The organism is Solitalea longa (assembly GCF_002920915.1).
GTDB lineage: Bacteria > Bacteroidota > Bacteroidia > Sphingobacteriales > Sphingobacteriaceae > Solitalea > Solitalea longa.
The window spans coordinates 16663-34800 of the sequence record NZ_PQVF01000012.1; the positions used below are offsets into that span (position 1 = coordinate 16663).

The following is an 18138-nucleotide window of genomic DNA, read 5'->3' on the forward strand; positions in this document are numbered from 1 at the left end:
CTGAGATATTTTTACAAGAAAATTATCAGTTATGAAAAAATTACTTTCAACAATCGTCTTCCTGTCAATAGGGGGATGCCTGCTTGCTCAAAATCGCAGCAATGATGAAGCAGCCATCAATGAACAGGTTAATGCTATGATATATAGCTGGAACAATCACAATTATGATGATTTGAAAAACTATACTACTGATGACACCGATTGGGTAAATGTGGTAGGAATGTGGTGGAAAGGACGAAAAGAATCACAATATGCACATCAGATCTATCATAATACAATTTTTAAAACAACAATAATGGAGAAAAAGTCTGTGGCCATTCGTTTTGTGACTAAAGATGTGGCCATAGCCCACGTTGTGTTGCATATAAGTGGTGGCGACGTTCCGATGCCTGATGGGAAAAAACCGGAGCCGCAAGATGTGCTGGGAACAATTGTTTATGTACATCAAAACGGAAAATGGCTAATGACGGCAGGAGAAAATGTAATAATTGATAAAGGAGCACAACCGTTTGACCCAATAGTACAAATGCAGAAAAACTAATAAAGCCTTGCAATATGAACGCAAATCGTTTATTCCGTTACGAAAATAAACTGCTCGTATTACTCAGCTTTACTTTCGGTTTTGTAATATTCGACCGTGCGGCCATAAATTTTTTAGTGCCATTTTTTGATAAAGAGCTTGGCTTAAGCAATACTCAAATCGGTTTACTGACTGCTCTACTGGCCCTGGCATGGGCAATCTCAGGATATCTATTGGGTACCCTATCCGACAAAACAGGTAAACGAAAACATTATCTTATCATAGCTGTAGCCATTTTTTCAATTTGTTCATTTATCTCTGGCCTGGCCAAAAGTTTTGCCTTTTTATTGCTGGCTCGAATCATCATGGGTTTCGCTGAAGGCCCCGTGTTGCCACTTGCTCAATCAATAATGGTTGACGTTTCCACAGAAAAACGCAAGGGTTTTAATATGGGTTTTATGCAAAGTTTCGGGGGAGGTTTGGTAATGATGGTGGCTCCAATGCTATTGGTTTCGCTTGCTACAAACTTTGGTTGGAGAAATGCATTTTATATTGCTGGGTTGCCAGGTTTGGTTTTGGCTACACTTGGTTTTTTCTATATAAAAGAAAAAAATGTAGTGGAGGTAAAAGAAAACAGCCATAAAGCATCTATTGCTGATTTATTGAAATACCGAAATGTATGGGTTACAGTCTTACTCAGTTGTTTCATGATGACATGGATGTTTGCTCAAGTAACCTTCTTGCCAAAATATTTAATTTCAATTAAACACTTTTCAGGAGAAGATATGGGTAAAATGATGGGAGCATTTGGATTGGGTGGACTCATCTGGGGAGTTGTAGTTCCCACTTTATCAGATAAGTTTGGAAGAAAAGTGATGGTCATTATCTCCTTTTTGTTTAGCGCGCTAATGCCGCTTTGTTTAATTTATTCCGAAAATGGATTCGCCGGTCTTTCGTCACTCTTATTATTGGGTAATTGCCTTTCGGGATGTTTCCCCATTGTGCTTGCCACCATACCATCTGAAACTATGCCCCGTCAATATATTGCTCAAACAATTGGACTTGTTGGGGGTATTGGTGAATTAGCGGGTGGTTTTGCGGCTCCTGCAATAGCAGGTTGGGCCGCTGACCAATTTGGCTTGCAAGCACCGTTTTTTATTGCATCTGCTGCCGCACTCTGTGCAGGCTTGACGGCATCCCTCTTACAAGAAACAGCTCCTTCACTATTGAATAAAAAAAGTAATGATATTAAACCTGTAGTAGTATAATAATATAATCTAAAAGGGATTGATACAAATACAAAGCAAATGACCTTTTGATGTGGACCATTTCCTAAGTTAGTGCTACAACAAACATTAAGAGAATCCACACCTGACTTTCATAAACAAAGATGCTCAATCAGGATTACATCTTTATTAACCTGCTTACCAATGCCTTCCCCGGGCTTATATTTTTAATGATTTTAACTGTTTTACTATTTTATCATTGATCTCGATAGCTTCTTCTATTCGTGATGTGCATAAATCAAGTTCTGTTTTTTGCCTGGCTGAAAGTTCGATATCTCTCAGCAATTCATATAAAGTGGTTGCCTGAAACAAGCCTACAGGTGATTTAGCTTTATGTGCCTGCTGGAATACTTCTTCCCATTTGCCTAGCACAATGCTTTCTTTAATACGCTGTAAAAGAGGAGGAATTGTATCCGCATAGATCAGGATCATGTCCCTGGTGTATTCATCATCCTCCATCGATTCGATCTGACTCAGGCAGAACAAGGCTCCGTGATCCTGATGTATTGTTTGGGCAGTTACTTCAACAACTTCAACAACCTCACTCTTAATTAAATATTTGGAAAGCATGTTATAGAAAACGCTAAATTCAAACGGTTTGGCTATATAATCATCCATCCCCACTTCAATACAATTTTCGCGCTCGCCTTTCATGGCCTCGGCCGTCATAGCAATAATCGGAATGTCGGTCATTTTCAACTCTTTCCGGATATGTTGTGTGGCCGTAAATCCATCCATTTCAGGCATTTGACGGTCCATCAGGATCAAGTCAAACTGCTCACCTGTTTCAAGTACCTCAATAGCAATTTGTCCGTTACCGGCAACAATTATTTCCCCTCCTGCATTTCTCACCAGGTTGATAACCAGCCTTTGATTGATCTCCTGGTCTTCGGCCAGCAGGATGCGTTTTCCTTTAAATGTTTCAGGTGAAATATTTAATACACTGTTTTGTTTTTTAATCGAATCTTCATCACCAATTCCAAAAGGAAGTGTAAAGGTGAAAACAGACCCTTTGCCTGCTTCGCTTTGTAAAGACAAAGTCCCGTTTTGTAATTCTACCAATTGTCGGGTAATGGACAATCCCAGTCCTGTTCCTCCGTATTTGCGCGTTGTGTCTTGCTCTGCCTGCGTAAAGGGGGCAAAAACCCGTTTTTGTTGCTCTTCTGTCATGCCAATTCCGGTATCAGAAATAGCTACAAAAATTTCAACGCTATCATTATCCGGTTTGCTTTGGATACCACAGTGAATGGATACTTTTCCCTTTGAGGTAAATTTCAGGGCATTGCCTATCAGGTTTACCAATATTTGACGAACCCTTACAGGGTCGCCTGTCAGCACAGGAGGAACCTCGTTTTCGATCATCAACTCCAATTGAATGTCCTTTTTCAGGTTGGCCCTGAAGTTCGATTCAAGGCATAGTATTATATCGATCAGACTGAAGTTGATAGATTCAAAGGTCATTTTGCCTGCCTTGATCTTGGAAAGATCCAAAATGTCATTGATAATAACCAGCAAGGTGTCGGATGAAGTTTTTACAGCATCAGCAAATTCTTGCTGTTCATTTTTTAATGAAGTATTCAACAGCAAGCGGTTCATGCCAATAATCCCATTCAAAGGCGTACGGATTTCATGGCTCATGTTGGCCAGAAACTGTTCCTGTAGTTTTTCAGAAGCTTCGGCTTTTTCTTTGGCAATGAGCAGTTCAGTCTCTACTTTTTTCTGTTGGGTTATATCTTTCCCAAAGATGGTAATGGCAACCGCCTTATTGTCTTTTCTGACCACCCCAAAATTTAATAACAATTGCAAAAGTGTCGGACCGATCTCGTGCGTATATTCAATTTGATAGGGTCCTTCTGTTAAGGCTCGGTTATAGTATTGGAGCCAGGTACGTGTATATTCGGGTGATGATGGAAGGATGTCCTTTGTGGTAATCCCTGGTTGAATGTCTATTCCTTGTTCTTTGAAAAAATCTCTGAAGGTGCTATTGCATGTAATGAGGCTAAAGTCCGTTGCATCCATTGTCCAAATGAAATCAGTAGTGCTCTCGAAAATGGCTTTTGTGAATTCAGAACTCGCCTCCGCCTGATCTTTAGCAATAACCAGTTCCTGTTCAATTTGCTTCTGTTCGCTAATATCGGTTAGCACCCCGTCCCAGTAGGTAATTCCATTGACCTGGGAGGGAGTAGTGCAAATTGAAACCCAGCGCATTTGTCCTTCCATGTCAAACATCCTGGCAGTATGAACCAAAGGCGACATATTGGCAAGCGACTCTTGTTCCTTGCAAAAGAACGCTGCTAAATCATCCGTGTTAAACCTACTGTAGAAGATGTTAATATCCTTCATGGCCTCCTGAGGGGTGCAACCACATAACCGTTTAATACCATCACTGATAAATGTGTAGTGTCGTTTGTTGTTATGGTCAAAAATCTTTTGAAAGACCAGTCCATTTGACAGATTATTGGCGATTTGCTTTGTTTGCATTTCGCTTTTTTCGGCCCTGTCTTTAGCCGCTAATAGTTCAGCTTCTGCCTGTTTCTGGTCAGTAATATCGACGATCACCCCGTCCCAATAAAACAAGCCGTTTGATCGGTAAGGAGTCGAGTTGACAGAAAGCCACCGGATGTTTCCATTTTTTCCAATCACCCGGTAAATATGTTTAAATGCTGACATGGTAGCCATCGCCTGCTGTTCAGCAGCAACAAGCGCAGCAACATCGTCGGGATGGGTGGTCCTCTCAATAAGGGTCGCATCGTTTATGGCTTCCTCTAGGGTACAATCGTACATTTCTTGCACCGCGCTGCTGGCAAAAGTGAATTGCCGCTTACCATCCTCCCGAAAAACCATGTTGTAGATCATCCCATGAGCAATGTTGTCGGCCACCTGGTGCAGTTTTGCTTCGCTTTGTTCGGCCTTTTCTTTTGCCGCTAACAGTTCAGATTCGACAAGTTTCTGTTTGGTAATGTCAGTTGCCACGCCGTCAAAGTGGAGTACGCCATCGATGTAGCGGGGGGATGAGTAAACCGAGGTCCAGCTAACTTTTCCGTCCTTATGAACCATTCTGAATGATTCATTGAATGGTAACATTTTTTCTATAGCCTCCGCTTCGATCTTTTGAAATGTTTTCGCGTCATCCGGATGAACTTTGCTATAAAGAACGTTTGCATCTTCTAATAGTTCTTTTGCCGTGAAACCATACATTTTTTCAACAGCATCGCTCACAAATTTGAACTGTCTTCTGCCTTCACCGTAAAGAGCCACTTGATACATCATCCCATTTTCCAGACTGTTGGCCAACTGGGAAATTTGCTGTTCGCTTTGTTCAGCCCTTTCTTTTGCCTTGATTAATTCTTCTTTTAACTTGATGTCGTTGGTCATGTCTGTTCCAACCCTGCCTATCCCCACTAAATTGCCTAAAGAATCCCAAAGAGGGAATTTTAATAAAGCCAGATGGACACCCTGCTCTTGTTGAGAAGGATTTACTTTATATAAACGGGAACTTAGCACAAAATCTATTTTTTCATGGTTTTTAGCTTCTGCAAGTTCCTTCTCTACCTGAATGCTATCCACCGCTTCCTGAGAATAAAGCTCGCTGGGCAGTTTTCCCACCACGTCTGTACCAACAAAATCATTAAACCGCTTATTGGCCATTATATAACGCCCTTCCAAATCTTTTGCCCACATATAAGCGGTACTGTTGTCGAAAATGGTTTGGGCCAGCAGATTCTTCCTTTCTGCTTCTTTTTCCCTGCATATATTTTCTCCAATATGTAAGTAGTAGATTTCTCCGCCAATTCCTATTGTTGAGGACGACATTCGCAAATGGACTCTTTCCTTGTCAGTTCTAATAAAAATCAGCTCATCAACTAATACTCCTGAATTTTCTGACAGCCATCTTTGCCTTTCATTTTGTACGGGATAAGATTCGGGAGCTAAAAACTCGTAAGCGTACTTTGCCAGTATCTCTTCCTTAGTGTGGTCAATAGTAGCGGCGGCCTGCTTACTAACTAACTTAACATTCAGGTTTTTATCGGTAATCCACACATTTGCAGGAAGGTTCTCTATAAATTGGAAATAGTTCTCATTCTCGGCTTTGGCAACGGCTAACATCTGCCTGATTTTTTTACCATCCTTAATTTTAATAATGATAAAACAGGCACATACTAGAACAGCTAAAAAGAAGGCTAATGCAGAGTAATTAGCTTGGGTCCGGTATTCATTATTTTCTCTTTGATAATATTGCAGCAAGCCAGACTGTTGTTCTAAAAAGGTGGTTATTTGCGAAGTCAAAAACTGTCTGTTTGCACCTGCTTTAACAAATATATCTTTCTTGGTGCTATCTGTTCGAAGCACATAACCACATTTGGATACTTCTTCCAGGTATGATTTTCTTAATAAAGCCGTTGCTACAATCGAATTACAAAGCTGTTGCTCCCCATTCTTTTCAAGAAGTGATTCATTATTTTTTAAGACGCTAATCTCCCGGTCTATTTTTTGGTAGACATCGGTCAACTGTTTTGGTTGCACAGCATCCGGATTTAACAGCATTTCCCGACTTAAAAAAGTAGCCATCGTTAATTTTTCAGAGAGGGACCCAACCGTTTTTATTTTGCCTTGAATAGTATTAACCTGTTCACTGGTTTCTCTTTCTTTGTTTACAGCCCTGATATTAACCATAAGAATTGCCCCCAATAAAATGATCAGGGTTATTATTATAGTGATGTTTATTTTCTTTTTCATTTGAGTTACATTCAATTCATCATTATGCTTACACTACAATCTGAAGTGACACTAAGTACTTAGGATAACAAGGCGATTAATGAGCGGTAGTCATTTCAATACTAATTTTAGAATCTTTAGTGATGATGAATTTGGCATCTTCATATTTAGGAGGTCCCATAAATCCTTTGGCATTATTGGAACAGGCAACCGGCTCTTTGGGCATTCCGATGAAATTTTTGTCTAGCTTACCATTGTTATTAGCATCATGATAAACCAAAACACTATATTCTCCATTGGGAATCCCTGTAAAAGTTACCGAGCCAGCATTTGATTTTATTGGAGATGAAATCGTTTTGCAGGCATTTTTTAGAAATCTTTCTTTAGAGTTGTACAGCTCAACGGTTAGTTTTCCTGTATTGTTTTTTAAACTGGAAACCGAGACGGTTAAATTCGAATTTTGTGCTGATCCTATGCCGGAAAAAAATAATATTATTGGGATAAAGAGTGTCAACATCATTATTGTTTTAAATTGAACTTTACCAAAACATAAACTGAGGTAATCGGAAATGACCTCCTTTGCTGTTTTTAATTCAGAAAAATAGCCTGCAATTCTACGGAAATCAATCAGTTAAAAGACTGATATAAATCAATTTATGAGTAAGGAGTTTGAGATAGCCCTCAATCTTTGCGAGTTTGTAACGCGTGCGAAATACTGATAAGTGCCAGTAATGGTAGTAACTTTATTAACATGGAACCTTTCAATGATAAAACACTGATTTTTGCAAAGGACTATTTTAGCGGTGCAGACAATGATCTTGTCTTTTCTAATTCATCAACAAAAATGAAGTGCTTGCTAACCATTTTGTTTTTTGCCATTTCAACTCACTGTTTTGGGCAAACTACTGTTCATTTTGCTGATTCTATTCGAAATTACTACCACATTCCTGAATTGTCGTATGCGGTAATTGATAGTAAATCGACAATAGAAATTGCAGCCTTGGGAAAACATTCCATCAATCTTCCGGATACCGCTACTTTAAATGATCGGTTCCATCTTGGTTCAAATACCAAGGCAATGACTGCTTTTATTATTGCTAAATATGTAGAAAGCGGCAAAATGAGTTGGGCAACCCGGTTCTTTGACCTTTTTCCTGATTGGAAGGAAAAAAGCGATTCCGGCTATGCAACTATTACCTTACAAGACCTGCTTTCTCACAAAGCCGGAATTGCACCACTCCAAGGGGAAGAAGGAGATCCCGAAATTCCAGATTTTAAAGGAACACCCCAGGAAAGAAGAAAACTATTTGGACAGTTTGTATTGACATTAGCACCTGCCAAACTCGATGACCAACATTCGTTTATTTATTCAAATGCAGGTTATACTTTGGCTACCCTGATGTTGGAAAAAACAAGTGGCAAAAGTTGGGAGGAGTTGGTTGATCAGGTTTTTAATAAAGATCTGAAATTGGCGGTCCAATTTTCCTGGCCAGAAAACCAACAACACAAAGATACCTGGGGACATCGTTTTGAAAATGGAACGCTTATTCCCGTACCCTCTACAATTGATTTTCACTTAGATTATACCGAACCTGCCGGAGATTTGAACATTCAGCTAAAAAACTATATCAAATTTATTCAACTCAATTTACAAGGACTTAACGGTCAGAATAATTACTTAAAAGCCGAAACCTATCAGTTTATCCACAAAGGGGTTAAAAACTATGCGTTAGGATGGTATAATATTTACGAAGGCAATAAAGAGTTTTCTACTCACGGTGGAACCGTAGGAACTTACTATACCCTTGTTCAAATTGACAGAATAAAAGGGAAGGCTTATATAATTTTCACCAATTCTTTTAATCAGGATACACAACAAGGCGTTAAAGTTCTAATGAGAAAGCTGAAAGAAAATTATGGCAGTTAATAAAGATTAGGTTAATTGTCTTATAAACTCATGTTCTCAATAGCCCAATCGTCCGAAATAACATTATTACACTTAAAGCTCTGGGCTAACTAAAATATATTTTCTATCATTGGGCCCAATTTTACTGTAATCAATGAGCGAAGTATTATTAAACCCTCCTGTAAAAACTAAACAACATTTTAAAATTCTCGACGGATTAAGAGGTGTAGCGGCCTTGGCTGTGGTGATCTTCCATTTTATGGAATGGGTTTTCACTGACTACACTAAAAATTTCATCGGTCATGGTTTTCTTGCTGTTGATTTTTTCTTCTGCTTATCCGGGTTTGTAATCGCCTACGCGTATGATGATCGCATGGAGAATATGGGAGTTAGGGAATTCTTCAAATCGAGGTTTATTCGATTACATCCCCTTGTTATTTTGGGGACAGTATTGGGTGTGATTGGATTTTTTTTCGATCCCTTCGCTGCATATCCAGCTTTCGGTTTCGGGAAGTTTATTTTGCTGGTTCTTTGCTCTGTTTTTCTTATCCCGCTTCCAATTATGGAGGAGCGGTTTTTCAACCTGTTCTCTTTCAATGCACCTGCATGGTCATTGTTTTGGGAATACATTGCTAATATTTTTTATGCTTTTGTTTTATACAAAATTGGTCGTCGCTCACTAATTGCCTTAACAATAGTTGCAGGATTAGGCATATGCTTTATCAGCTATCGAGCAGGAAACCTGATGGGAGGATGGGGAAGAGATAGCTTTTGGGATGGAGGTGTTCGTGTTGCCTACTCTTTTTTAGCCGGACTTTTGATTTACCGATCACAATGGATCATTAAAAACAAAATTGGCTTTACGGGTTTGGCTATTTTATTATCCATGGCTTTCGTAATGCCCTCGTTTAAATGGAACTGGTTATCAGAAACAATGGTTGTGCTTTTTTATTTTCCATTGCTGGTTTCTCTAGGGGCCGGAACCTTTTTATCAGCACAGGTTGAAAAGGTTTGTGAGTTTTCCGGAAAAATTTCCTATCCCCTGTATATGACCCATTATGCAGCCATATGGATCTTTGGGAATTATTACACGAGTAAAAAACCTCCTATGACCGACTTGCCTCTTATCATCATAAGCGGAACCATATTATTAATTTTGATAGCCTATGTGGTTATGGTGGTTTATGATGTACCTGTAAGGAAATACTTAACGAAGATAACTCGGAATAGAAACGTCTGAATAGATAAGAATTCGGATAACTTGGAGTATTTCCAGCCTACTATTTAACGTTAAGATGCGAACACCTCATAATGCTGCACATTTACTTCAAATCCTAAAAGGAAATCATTGTCTTCGGGATAATACTTGGCTTTTTCGAACTCTTCCCCTGCAAATAATTTGATGGTTTCCAGATTTTCCCAATAGGTGATCAGCATAAAATGGCCTTCATCATTTTTTAACGACCGTAAAAAAGACAGCCTGATAAACCCGGGTGTTTTACGGTAGTCGGGTATAGCCACTTCCTTGAGGAACTCAGTGTAGGCGTCAAACTTTTCAGCCTTGGTTTTGCCATGCCATATTCTTGCTATCATAATTGTTTTATTAGAGATTTTCACCTCAATTTACAAAAAGCAATTTTCAGCTGGTCCATGGCTTGCCGAAGTTTATGATTGAAATTGACTTGAAAGTGCATAAAGTGATTAATAACTGAAAATGTTATCTTACACACTATACCTAATTTACAACTATGAATAAAATATCGTTTACAATTATTTTACTCCTTACATCCTGCACTACATTATTTGGACAAGCAAAAATTAAGGCTATCAAAGCAGGAAAATTAGTTGATGTTATAAATGGGAGGGTCCTCAGTAATCAGATTATTTTAATCGACAACAATAAAATAACGGAAATAGGTGCATCGGTTGTTATTCCACAAAATGCCGAGGTAATTGACCTGAGTAATGCCACCGTTCTACCAGGCTTAATTGATTGCCATACTCATTTATCAAGTGAGCCCAGTGAAGATTATTATGCGGATCTTTTCAGGAGTACCACCATTGATATGGCAGTAAAAGCACATATTTATACCGAACGGACATTACTTGCAGGATTTACCACTTGTCGTGATTTAGGTTCTGGTGATTTAGTGGATGTGTCGTTACGTAACGCTATTAATGCAGGAACTATTGAAGGTCCTAAGATGTTGGTTGCCAGCTTTATGATAGGATCAACAGGAGGGCATAGTGATTTTACCGGTTTTAATCCCAACATCAGTTTTGTAGGAAATAAAGATTTTACCGGAGTAGCTGATGGGGTGGATGAAATTAGAAAACGTGTGCGCAACAATGTTAAGTGGGGAGCTGATGTAATTAAATTTTGTGCCACAGCAGGTGTGTTAAGTGAAGAAGAAAGCGTAGGTGCTCCGCAATACAGTTTCGAAGAAATGAAAGCCTTGGTGGATGAAGCACATATGTGGGGTAAAAGAGTAGCTGCGCATGCACATGGTACGGAAGGAATAAAACGTGCTGTAATGGCAGGAGTTAATTCTATTGAACATTGCAGTATAATAGATGATGCAACCATAAACCTCATGAAAGAGAAAGGAACTTATATGGTGCCCACCATGTATGCTTTGGATTACATCATCAACAACTTCGCACAAAAAGGATTTCCCGAGAAAATAATAAACAAAGCAAAAAGTATTGCTAAGCAAAAAGAAGAAGGCTTGGTAAAAGCAGTTAAGGCTGGAGTGAAAATCGCCTATGGTACCGATGCGGCTGTTATGCCTCATGGATTAAATGCAAAAGATTTTGGTTACCTGGTAAAAGCCGGAATGACCCCAATGCAGGCTATACAAACAGCTACCGTTAATGCAGCAGATTTACTGGATATAACGGCAAAAACAGGCTCCATAAGTGTAGGGAAATACGCTGATATAATAGCTGTAATTGGCGATCCGTTAGCTGATGTAACCCTTCTTGAAAAAGTAAAATTTGTAATGAAGGATGGTGTTGTTTACAAAAATGAAACAACTAAATAGTTTTTCACTTTGCTATCTTTTCTTAAGTAGGTTTCCTAATCTTTGAGGGTTGGGTAAGGATTTCTATATTCCTTAAGCAAGAAAATTAAGTATTTTGCCTAAGATGCAAAAGTTTTATATTCATGTCAGTTAGGTTGATTTTAATTATACTGTTTTTTATAAAAGCAATTAATTCATCTGCACAGTATGGAAAGCAAGATTCAAACAATTCAGAGATTGAGTTGAATAGTATTGCTCAAAACTATGTACGCCTGGCATTGACCATTGGACAATATGATCCTAAATTCATCGATTATTATGTGGGCCCTGAATCCCTGAAACCCGCATCAATCAAAAGAGATGTATTCCCTAAAGACAGCCTGCTACAAACTATTGATAAACTTCAGGTCGAGTTGAAAGGAGTTATTACCGTTACTTCAGAGAGTGAATCAACAAATAGGATATTGTGGATGCAAAATCAGCTAGTTGCATTTAAGCGGAAGGTGCTTTTTCAGAGTGGTGAAAGACAACCATATGATCAGGAATCAGTGGAGCTGTATGGTGTAAAAGTACCGGGGAAAACTGAAGATGATTACAAAAAGCTCATGATGCACCTTGACGAACTACTTCCTGGTTCAGGACCGGTTGTGGATCGTTACCAGAAATTTACCAATGCATTTTTGATTCCACGCGAAAAGATTGATACAGCCATGATAACAATCCTTAAGGAGGCGCGGGCTAGAACAATTAACAGAGTTTCATTACCGCCGGGAGAAATGTTAAGGTTAACTTATGTTCCCGGTGGAAATAATGTATGCATGTATCAGGGTAATAATATTAGTAATATATCATTTAACGATAATGCCCCCGTTCAACTTGCTTCTCTTTTTAATACGGCCTGTCATGAGGGTTATCCTGGGCATCATGCAAATTTTGTTAAACTTGATGAAAATCTTTACCGAAAAAGAGGATGGATAGAATACAGTGTTTTTGCACTGCATAGTCGCGATCGTTTCATTGCCGAAGCATTGGGTGTGATGGCTGTTGAAATGATTTTTCCTTATCAGGAAAAGGTCAATTATTCTAATGATGTTTTGGTTAAGTTGGTTGGTATTAAGGATTCTCGCCTCGATTTGTATTTTACCGTATGGGATATCAAAGAGCAGCTTCGAGAATCTTTAGTAGACGCTGCACGTGAAGTAGCTGATGGTAGGATGGATAAAGAAACAGCGATGCGTTGGATACATAACTACGCACTTGTTGACTCAAGTAGGGCGGAACTCTACTACAACGGCCTATTAGTGGGTTTCAGAACTTCATTGGTCTGCTATTACTATGGAGCCCAACTTGTAAGAGACTACATGTTGGCAAAAGCCGGAAATGATGAGAAAAGGCGTTGGGAGATTTTTGATTGGCTGCTGAGTAATAAAATTTGCCCTAATGATCTTAAAATAATAGATTGAAAGAAGAAAGTTGATTCGTACTACCTCCTATGCCAATTTTTGCATCAGGCGGATTGATGTTGTAAACTTGAAGCGGATGCTGCTTATTAAGCTTTAGAAATCAATTGGTTCGATAGCTATAAGGGTTGTTTTTTTTTAGACTTAACCGAAGTCAACCCTGAAAGTCTTGGATGTAATGCAAAAAAATACACATCAAACCGAGACTTTATTTAATCCTGAATTTTTTGTTTAAATTATTTATTCACAAACACATACGTTATACTGTAATAATAGTTCAATATGGATAAGATAAATAATTACTCGACAAGATTTATTGATTGGCTCACTGTCTTCGGCCCCAAAGTTATTGGTGCATTATTAGTCTTTATTATCGGGCTTTACTTGATCAACATGGTGGCACGATTGGTTTCTACAGGATTAAGGAAACGTGGAATCGATGTATCTCTCCAATCTTTTTTAGGAAGTTTGGTAAGTATTGGATTGAAAATATTGCTCCTTATTACCGTTGCCGGTATGATAGGTATTCAAACCACTTCTTTTGTTGCGGTAATTGGTGCGTTAGGTTTGGCTGTTGGTTTGGCATTGCAGGGATCGCTGGCAAATTTTGCAGGTGGAGTTTTAATATTGGTTTTTAAACCTTTTAAAGTAGGGGATTTTATTGAATCAGGAGGGCAAACGGGAAATGTGCTGGAAATCCAAATTTTCAATACTATTTTACTTACGCCTGAGAACAAAACAGTAATACTTGCGAATGGAGCAGTATCAAACGGTACCATAATTAACTATAGCCGACATGGGAATTTGCGGGTGGACATTACAATGGCGGTAGCGCCCGATAACGATATTGAAAAGGTACGTACCGTTGCATTGCAGGCAATTGAGGCAAATAAATTTGTTTTAAAGGAACCTGCTCCATCGGTAAATGTAATTAAAGTAGGTGATGGGATGATAACCCTTGCAATTCGTCCTTATGCTGCATCTTCTGAATACTGGGATGCATTTTTTACAGTGCAGGAAGATGTGAAAAATGCATGGGATAAAAATGATGTTGCCGGACCGATCCCAACCAGGGTTATTATAAATAAATAACCCGACTAACAATGAAGCACAAAATAACAGGAATGGCCCCTCTGCTAATGGTTTACGATATGCAAACCTCCCTGGCATTCTACTGCAATGTGCTGGGTTTTAATTTGATCGAATCGGCAGGACCCCAAGATGATATTGGTTGGGTATTACTTCGATTAAATGATATTGAATTAATGCTGAATACTCAATACGAAAAGACTGACCGACCAGATAATCAGGAGTTACTTCGGAATGATCACCATGGCGATGTGTGCCTCTATTTTGCATGCAATGATATTGATGGATTGTATCAGTCGCTTAAAAGTAAGGACATAGCCTTAAAAGAACCTTATATTACCGGTTACGGCTGGCAAGCTCTTGATTTAACTGATCCCGATGGTTTTAAGTTATCGTTTCATAAACCCATGCATACGTTTTAAATAAAAGGCTTCAGATTTTAATCTGAAGCCTTTTTCTTCTATTTAATTCCAACAACTCAAATAAAATATTTCTTAATAAGACTGAAATTCATTGTTATTTGGTTATCACTGCTTCAATATTACTTTTAACAGGTACAAGGGTGGATTGATGTTTTGAAACAATATCCTGAATATGAGCAACAATATCAGGTTTCTTATCAATGATATTATTCGTTTCAGATGGGTCAATTGCAAGATTGAACAACTCCAACTTTTCAAATTTTTCTAGTTTTTCAGGATATCCAATAGGGTTATTCTTGTAATAATACAACTTGTAATCGCCTACTCTAACCGCAAACAGCTTAGTGCCATGATAGAAAAACATTTCATTTCTTGGATTGCTATTTTCGCCTTTTAATACAGGAGACAAATCATAACCATCTGTTTTTAGATCTTTAGGAAGCGATACATGAGCAAGACTGCCAATTGTAGCCAATAGATCCAAAGTACTTCCAATCTTAACCTCTACTTTAGGTTTCAGGTTTTTGGGAGACCAAATGATAAAAGGCACACGGGTTCCTCCCTCATAACTTGTTCCTTTTGCTCCAAATAACGTTCCTGATGATCCTCCGTGATCTTTGAATAATTTCCAAGGTCCATTGTCTGAGGTAAAGATCACATACGTGTTTTCATCTAAACCTTGCTCTTTAAGCGTTTTTATAATTTGACCTACACTCCAATCCAATTCCTCAATTACGTCTCCATACTTCCCACCTTTACTTTTACCCACAAATTCTTTTGATGTAAAAAGAGGAATATGCGGCATCGTATGAGCTAAATATAAAAAGAAGGGTTTGTCTTTGTTTTTCTTAATAAATGCAACGGATTCTTCAGTATATCGCTTTGTAATTGTTTCCTGATTGGCAGGTTGTTCAATAACTTCTTTGTTTCTGATCAGCGGTACATTGAAGTCTTTAAAATCCGGTTTAAAATAATTTTCGAATTCATATTTTTCAACACGATCCATGTCATTTGAATAGGGGATTCCAAAATAATAATCAAATCCATTATTAAGCGCAGTATAAGGTTCTAAATGTCCCAAATGCCATTTGCCAATTGCTGCTGTTTGATAGGATGCGGTCTTTAATAATTCGGCAATGGTAGTTTCAGATTCTGGTAATCCTCCGGATGAATTAGGGAACAAAACGCGTCGGGTATCGCTTTCCATACCGATTCTAACAGGAAGCCTTCCGGTCATTAATGCAGCTCTGGAAGGGGTACAAACATTGGCTGCAACATAAAAATTTGTCCATTTTTGGCCTTCGCTTGCTAATTTATCCAAGTTTGGGGTCAAAATTGAAGGATTTCCATAGGTGCCTAAATCTCCATATCCTAAATCATCCGTAAAAATTACTATAAAATTAGGTTTGCTGGTTTTTTTTTGGCTGTGCACTGAATTTATTATTAGTAAAAATGCACTTAAAAGAACAACTATTTTTTTCATAAATATTCTGTTTAAAATTTTGCTTCTGAGGGATTTTCCTTGTATTCGAAAAATACTAATGGGGGATAAGTAGAAAAGGGTTAATAGCAACTGCACATTCGACTAAGAGTGCCGAATGAAAAAGATTTGCTTGGTAAAAAAGAAGTGTTTTTGATTGTTTTCAAACTATTAGTATTAATAATTTATATTAAGCTGTAAACTCTATTATTCCTATAGGCAATATAGATTAAAATTTAATTAACCGCCAATAAAAATTATTTTTTTAAAATATTAATACTAAAATACTTAAACCCATAACACATTCCAGGCTGGATACCTTTAAGTTTAAATTTGTAAATGTTTGGAAATTGCAGCAAGAACGGCAGTTAAAGATGCGTGATCGTACATACAATGATTTGCCAAAGAACTAATAAAATGGCCCTGTTAATGCGGGCCATTTTTATGTTTTTGAAGTTCTATTGAACATTATATCCTTCAGCTAAAATTCGTTTCCACTCCGGATGTCTTTTGAGATAAGAAGCCACAAAGGGGCAAAGCGGAACCAGTTGCTTGCCCTCTTCTTCAATCATTTTAAGCACAGTTTCCACGAGTTTCTTTGCAACGCCTTTCCCTTCCAGTTCAGGAGCCACTTCGGTATGGGTAAGGTAAACACTGTTTCCGGATAACATATATTCTATAAAAGCTTTATGACCTTCTACTACGGTTTCGTAGTGCTTTTCAGTTCTGATCACATTTAATGCTGTTTCCATTCTGTGAAGATTTAAACAAAAGATACATCTTTTCTTAACCCCAGCAAAGAACAAAAAAGGGCAGTCGATTTGGCAAATGCTAAAGGACGGTAGATTTTACTTTTATTAATCATATAAAAAAACTCCCCTTTAATTTAAAAGGGGAGTTGATATTTTGTGATGTTAAAAGCTAATTAATAACTGATTACCTGGTCTTCCAGGTGTTCAGGCAATGCTCTGAACTCATATTGCTGATTGCGCAACTGAGGGGTAAAGCCGGCTTCCCTTATTGCCTCTTGAATACCGCTTGCCGTAAATCGATGAGGCGCACCTGCCGCCGAAACAACATTCTCTTCAATCATAATCGATCCGAAATCATTAGCACCCGCTTGTAAACACAGCTGGCCAACCTGTTTACCCACAGTAAGCCATGAGGCCTGAATGTTTTTAACATTCGGCAGCATAATGCGGCTTAAAGCAATCATACGCAGGTATTCATCACCGGTAACGGTATTTCTTACGTTTCGTATGCGGCGTAAAAGGGTTCCATCATCCTGAAACGGCCATGGAATAAAGGCTAAAAATCCTTTTGCATCTGCAGGTTTTTCTGATTGAACTTCGCGTAGCCAAACTAAATGCTCAAATCGTTCTTCCAAAGTTTCAACGTGGCCAAACATCATTGTAGCAGAAGTTGTTAAATGCAATTGATGCGCTGCCCGCATTACATCCAGCCATTCGCGGCCGCTGCATTTTCCTTTCGAAATCAATCGGCGTACCCGGTCATTTAAAATTTCAGCACCTGCACCAGGTAGCGAATCCAAGCCAGCCTCTTTCAATGCCGATAAAACTTCGGTATGCGAAAGTTTATCAAGTTTAGCAATGTGTGCAATTTCCGGTGGACCTAAAGCATGCAGTTTTAAAGTTGGATATAATCTTTTTAGTTCTTTGAAAAGATCAACATAATAACTTAAACCCAGGTCAGGGTGGTGACCGCCTTGTAATAATAATTGCTCGCCACCGTATCTAAAGGTTTCTTCAATTTTAACCTTATAGGTCTCTATATCGGTAATGTAACTTTCCTCATGGCCTGGGCGACGGAAGAAATTACAGAATTTACAATTGGCTATACAAACGTTGGTGGTATTTAAGTTTCTGTCGATGATCCAAGTGACCAGGTTATCCGGCTTTTGAATCATTCTTAACTGATGACCAACGTGCATTAACTGGGCCGTTGATGCGTTTTTAAACAGGAATAATCCTTCATCAGCGGTTAAAAATTCAAAATTGAGGGCCTTTTCTAATAATTTTTCGGTATTCATTTTACGGATACTAACTCCTAAAAGGGGTACGAACTAAAGATCGACAAATATAAACCTTAGCTTACTAATGAAAGAATGATTGAATGAATGAATGCAGAATATTGCGTCTGTTAAATATCATATTTTTAAATTGACAATCGTTATCAATTAGAAAAGCAGGTGCAATTAGCAGTGAACACTTTGCTC

The 18138-nt window shown here is 38.4% G+C and carries 14 protein-coding genes; 8 read left to right on the forward strand and 6 right to left on the reverse strand.

The window, feature by feature from the left end:
- Positions 1 to 31 precede the first annotated feature (31 nt).
- On the forward strand, positions 32 to 541 hold the full coding sequence (locus C3K47_RS15795; RefSeq protein ID WP_103790131.1) for an SgcJ/EcaC family oxidoreductase: 510 nt from the start codon (positions 32 to 34) through the stop codon (positions 539 to 541).
- A 14-nt stretch (positions 542 to 555) separates the two neighbouring features.
- Positions 556 to 1788 carry an MFS transporter gene (locus C3K47_RS15800; RefSeq protein ID WP_103790132.1) on the forward strand — a complete coding sequence of 411 codons (1233 nt, stop codon included), beginning with the start codon at positions 556 to 558 and terminating at the stop codon, positions 1786 to 1788.
- A gap of 177 nt (positions 1789 to 1965) precedes the next feature.
- On the opposite strand, the gene C3K47_RS15805 is transcribed toward C3K47_RS15800, so the two are convergent.
- Complete coding sequence (locus tag C3K47_RS15805; protein ID WP_103790133.1) at positions 1966 to 6543, reverse strand: PAS domain-containing hybrid sensor histidine kinase/response regulator; 4578 nt, start codon at positions 6541 to 6543, stop codon at positions 1966 to 1968.
- Between the two features lie 76 nt (positions 6544 to 6619).
- Positions 6620 to 7042: a DUF2141 domain-containing protein gene (locus C3K47_RS15810; protein WP_207765314.1), complete on the reverse strand. Its 423-nt coding sequence runs from the start codon at positions 7040 to 7042 to the stop codon at positions 6620 to 6622.
- A gap of 231 nt (positions 7043 to 7273) precedes the next feature.
- Here C3K47_RS15810 and C3K47_RS15815 point away from each other — a divergent pair, with 231 nt between their 5' ends.
- Complete coding sequence (locus C3K47_RS15815) at positions 7274 to 8449, forward strand: serine hydrolase domain-containing protein (RefSeq protein ID WP_103790134.1); 1176 nt, start codon at positions 7274 to 7276, stop codon at positions 8447 to 8449.
- A 133-nt stretch (positions 8450 to 8582) separates the two neighbouring features.
- On the forward strand, positions 8583 to 9668 hold the full coding sequence (locus C3K47_RS15820) for an acyltransferase family protein (RefSeq protein ID WP_103790135.1): 1086 nt from the start codon (positions 8583 to 8585) through the stop codon (positions 9666 to 9668).
- A gap of 50 nt (positions 9669 to 9718) precedes the next feature.
- Here the strand turns inward: C3K47_RS15820 and C3K47_RS15825 are convergent, their stop codons facing one another.
- On the reverse strand, positions 9719 to 10021 hold the full coding sequence (locus C3K47_RS15825; protein ID WP_207765315.1) for an antibiotic biosynthesis monooxygenase family protein: 303 nt from the start codon (positions 10019 to 10021) through the stop codon (positions 9719 to 9721).
- Positions 10022 to 10176: 155 nt separating this feature from the next.
- Between C3K47_RS15825 and C3K47_RS15830 the strand changes: the two genes are divergently transcribed.
- The 4 genes from C3K47_RS15830 (at position 10177) to C3K47_RS15845 (ending at position 14422) form a co-directional block, all read left to right on the forward strand.
- Positions 10177 to 11472: a Xaa-Pro dipeptidase gene (locus C3K47_RS15830; RefSeq protein ID WP_103790136.1), complete on the forward strand. Its 1296-nt coding sequence runs from the start codon at positions 10177 to 10179 to the stop codon at positions 11470 to 11472.
- 122 nt (positions 11473 to 11594) lie between these two features.
- Entirely contained in the window at positions 11595 to 12914 is a 1320-nt protein-coding gene (locus tag C3K47_RS15835) for a hypothetical protein (RefSeq protein WP_103790137.1), read from the forward strand.
- Positions 12915 to 13193: 279 nt separating this feature from the next.
- Positions 13194 to 14003, forward strand: coding sequence for a mechanosensitive ion channel family protein (locus C3K47_RS15840; protein WP_103790138.1), 810 nt, complete (start codon positions 13194 to 13196; stop codon positions 14001 to 14003).
- An 11-nt stretch (positions 14004 to 14014) separates the two neighbouring features.
- Complete coding sequence (locus tag C3K47_RS15845) at positions 14015 to 14422, forward strand: VOC family protein (RefSeq protein ID WP_103790139.1); 408 nt, start codon at positions 14015 to 14017, stop codon at positions 14420 to 14422.
- 94 nt (positions 14423 to 14516) lie between these two features.
- Here the strand turns inward: C3K47_RS15845 and C3K47_RS15850 are convergent, their stop codons facing one another.
- The 3 genes from C3K47_RS15850 to mqnC form a co-directional block, all read right to left on the reverse strand.
- Positions 14517 to 15905 carry a sulfatase family protein gene (locus tag C3K47_RS15850; protein ID WP_103790140.1) on the reverse strand — a complete coding sequence of 463 codons (1389 nt, stop codon included), beginning with the start codon at positions 15903 to 15905 and terminating at the stop codon, positions 14517 to 14519.
- 455 nt (positions 15906 to 16360) lie between these two features.
- Positions 16361 to 16654: a GNAT family N-acetyltransferase gene (locus tag C3K47_RS15855; protein WP_103790141.1), complete on the reverse strand. Its 294-nt coding sequence runs from the start codon at positions 16652 to 16654 to the stop codon at positions 16361 to 16363.
- A gap of 173 nt (positions 16655 to 16827) precedes the next feature.
- Positions 16828 to 17952 carry a cyclic dehypoxanthinyl futalosine synthase gene (gene mqnC / locus C3K47_RS15860; RefSeq protein ID WP_103790142.1) on the reverse strand — a complete coding sequence of 375 codons (1125 nt, stop codon included), beginning with the start codon at positions 17950 to 17952 and terminating at the stop codon, positions 16828 to 16830.
- Positions 17953 to 18138 lie beyond the last annotated feature (186 nt).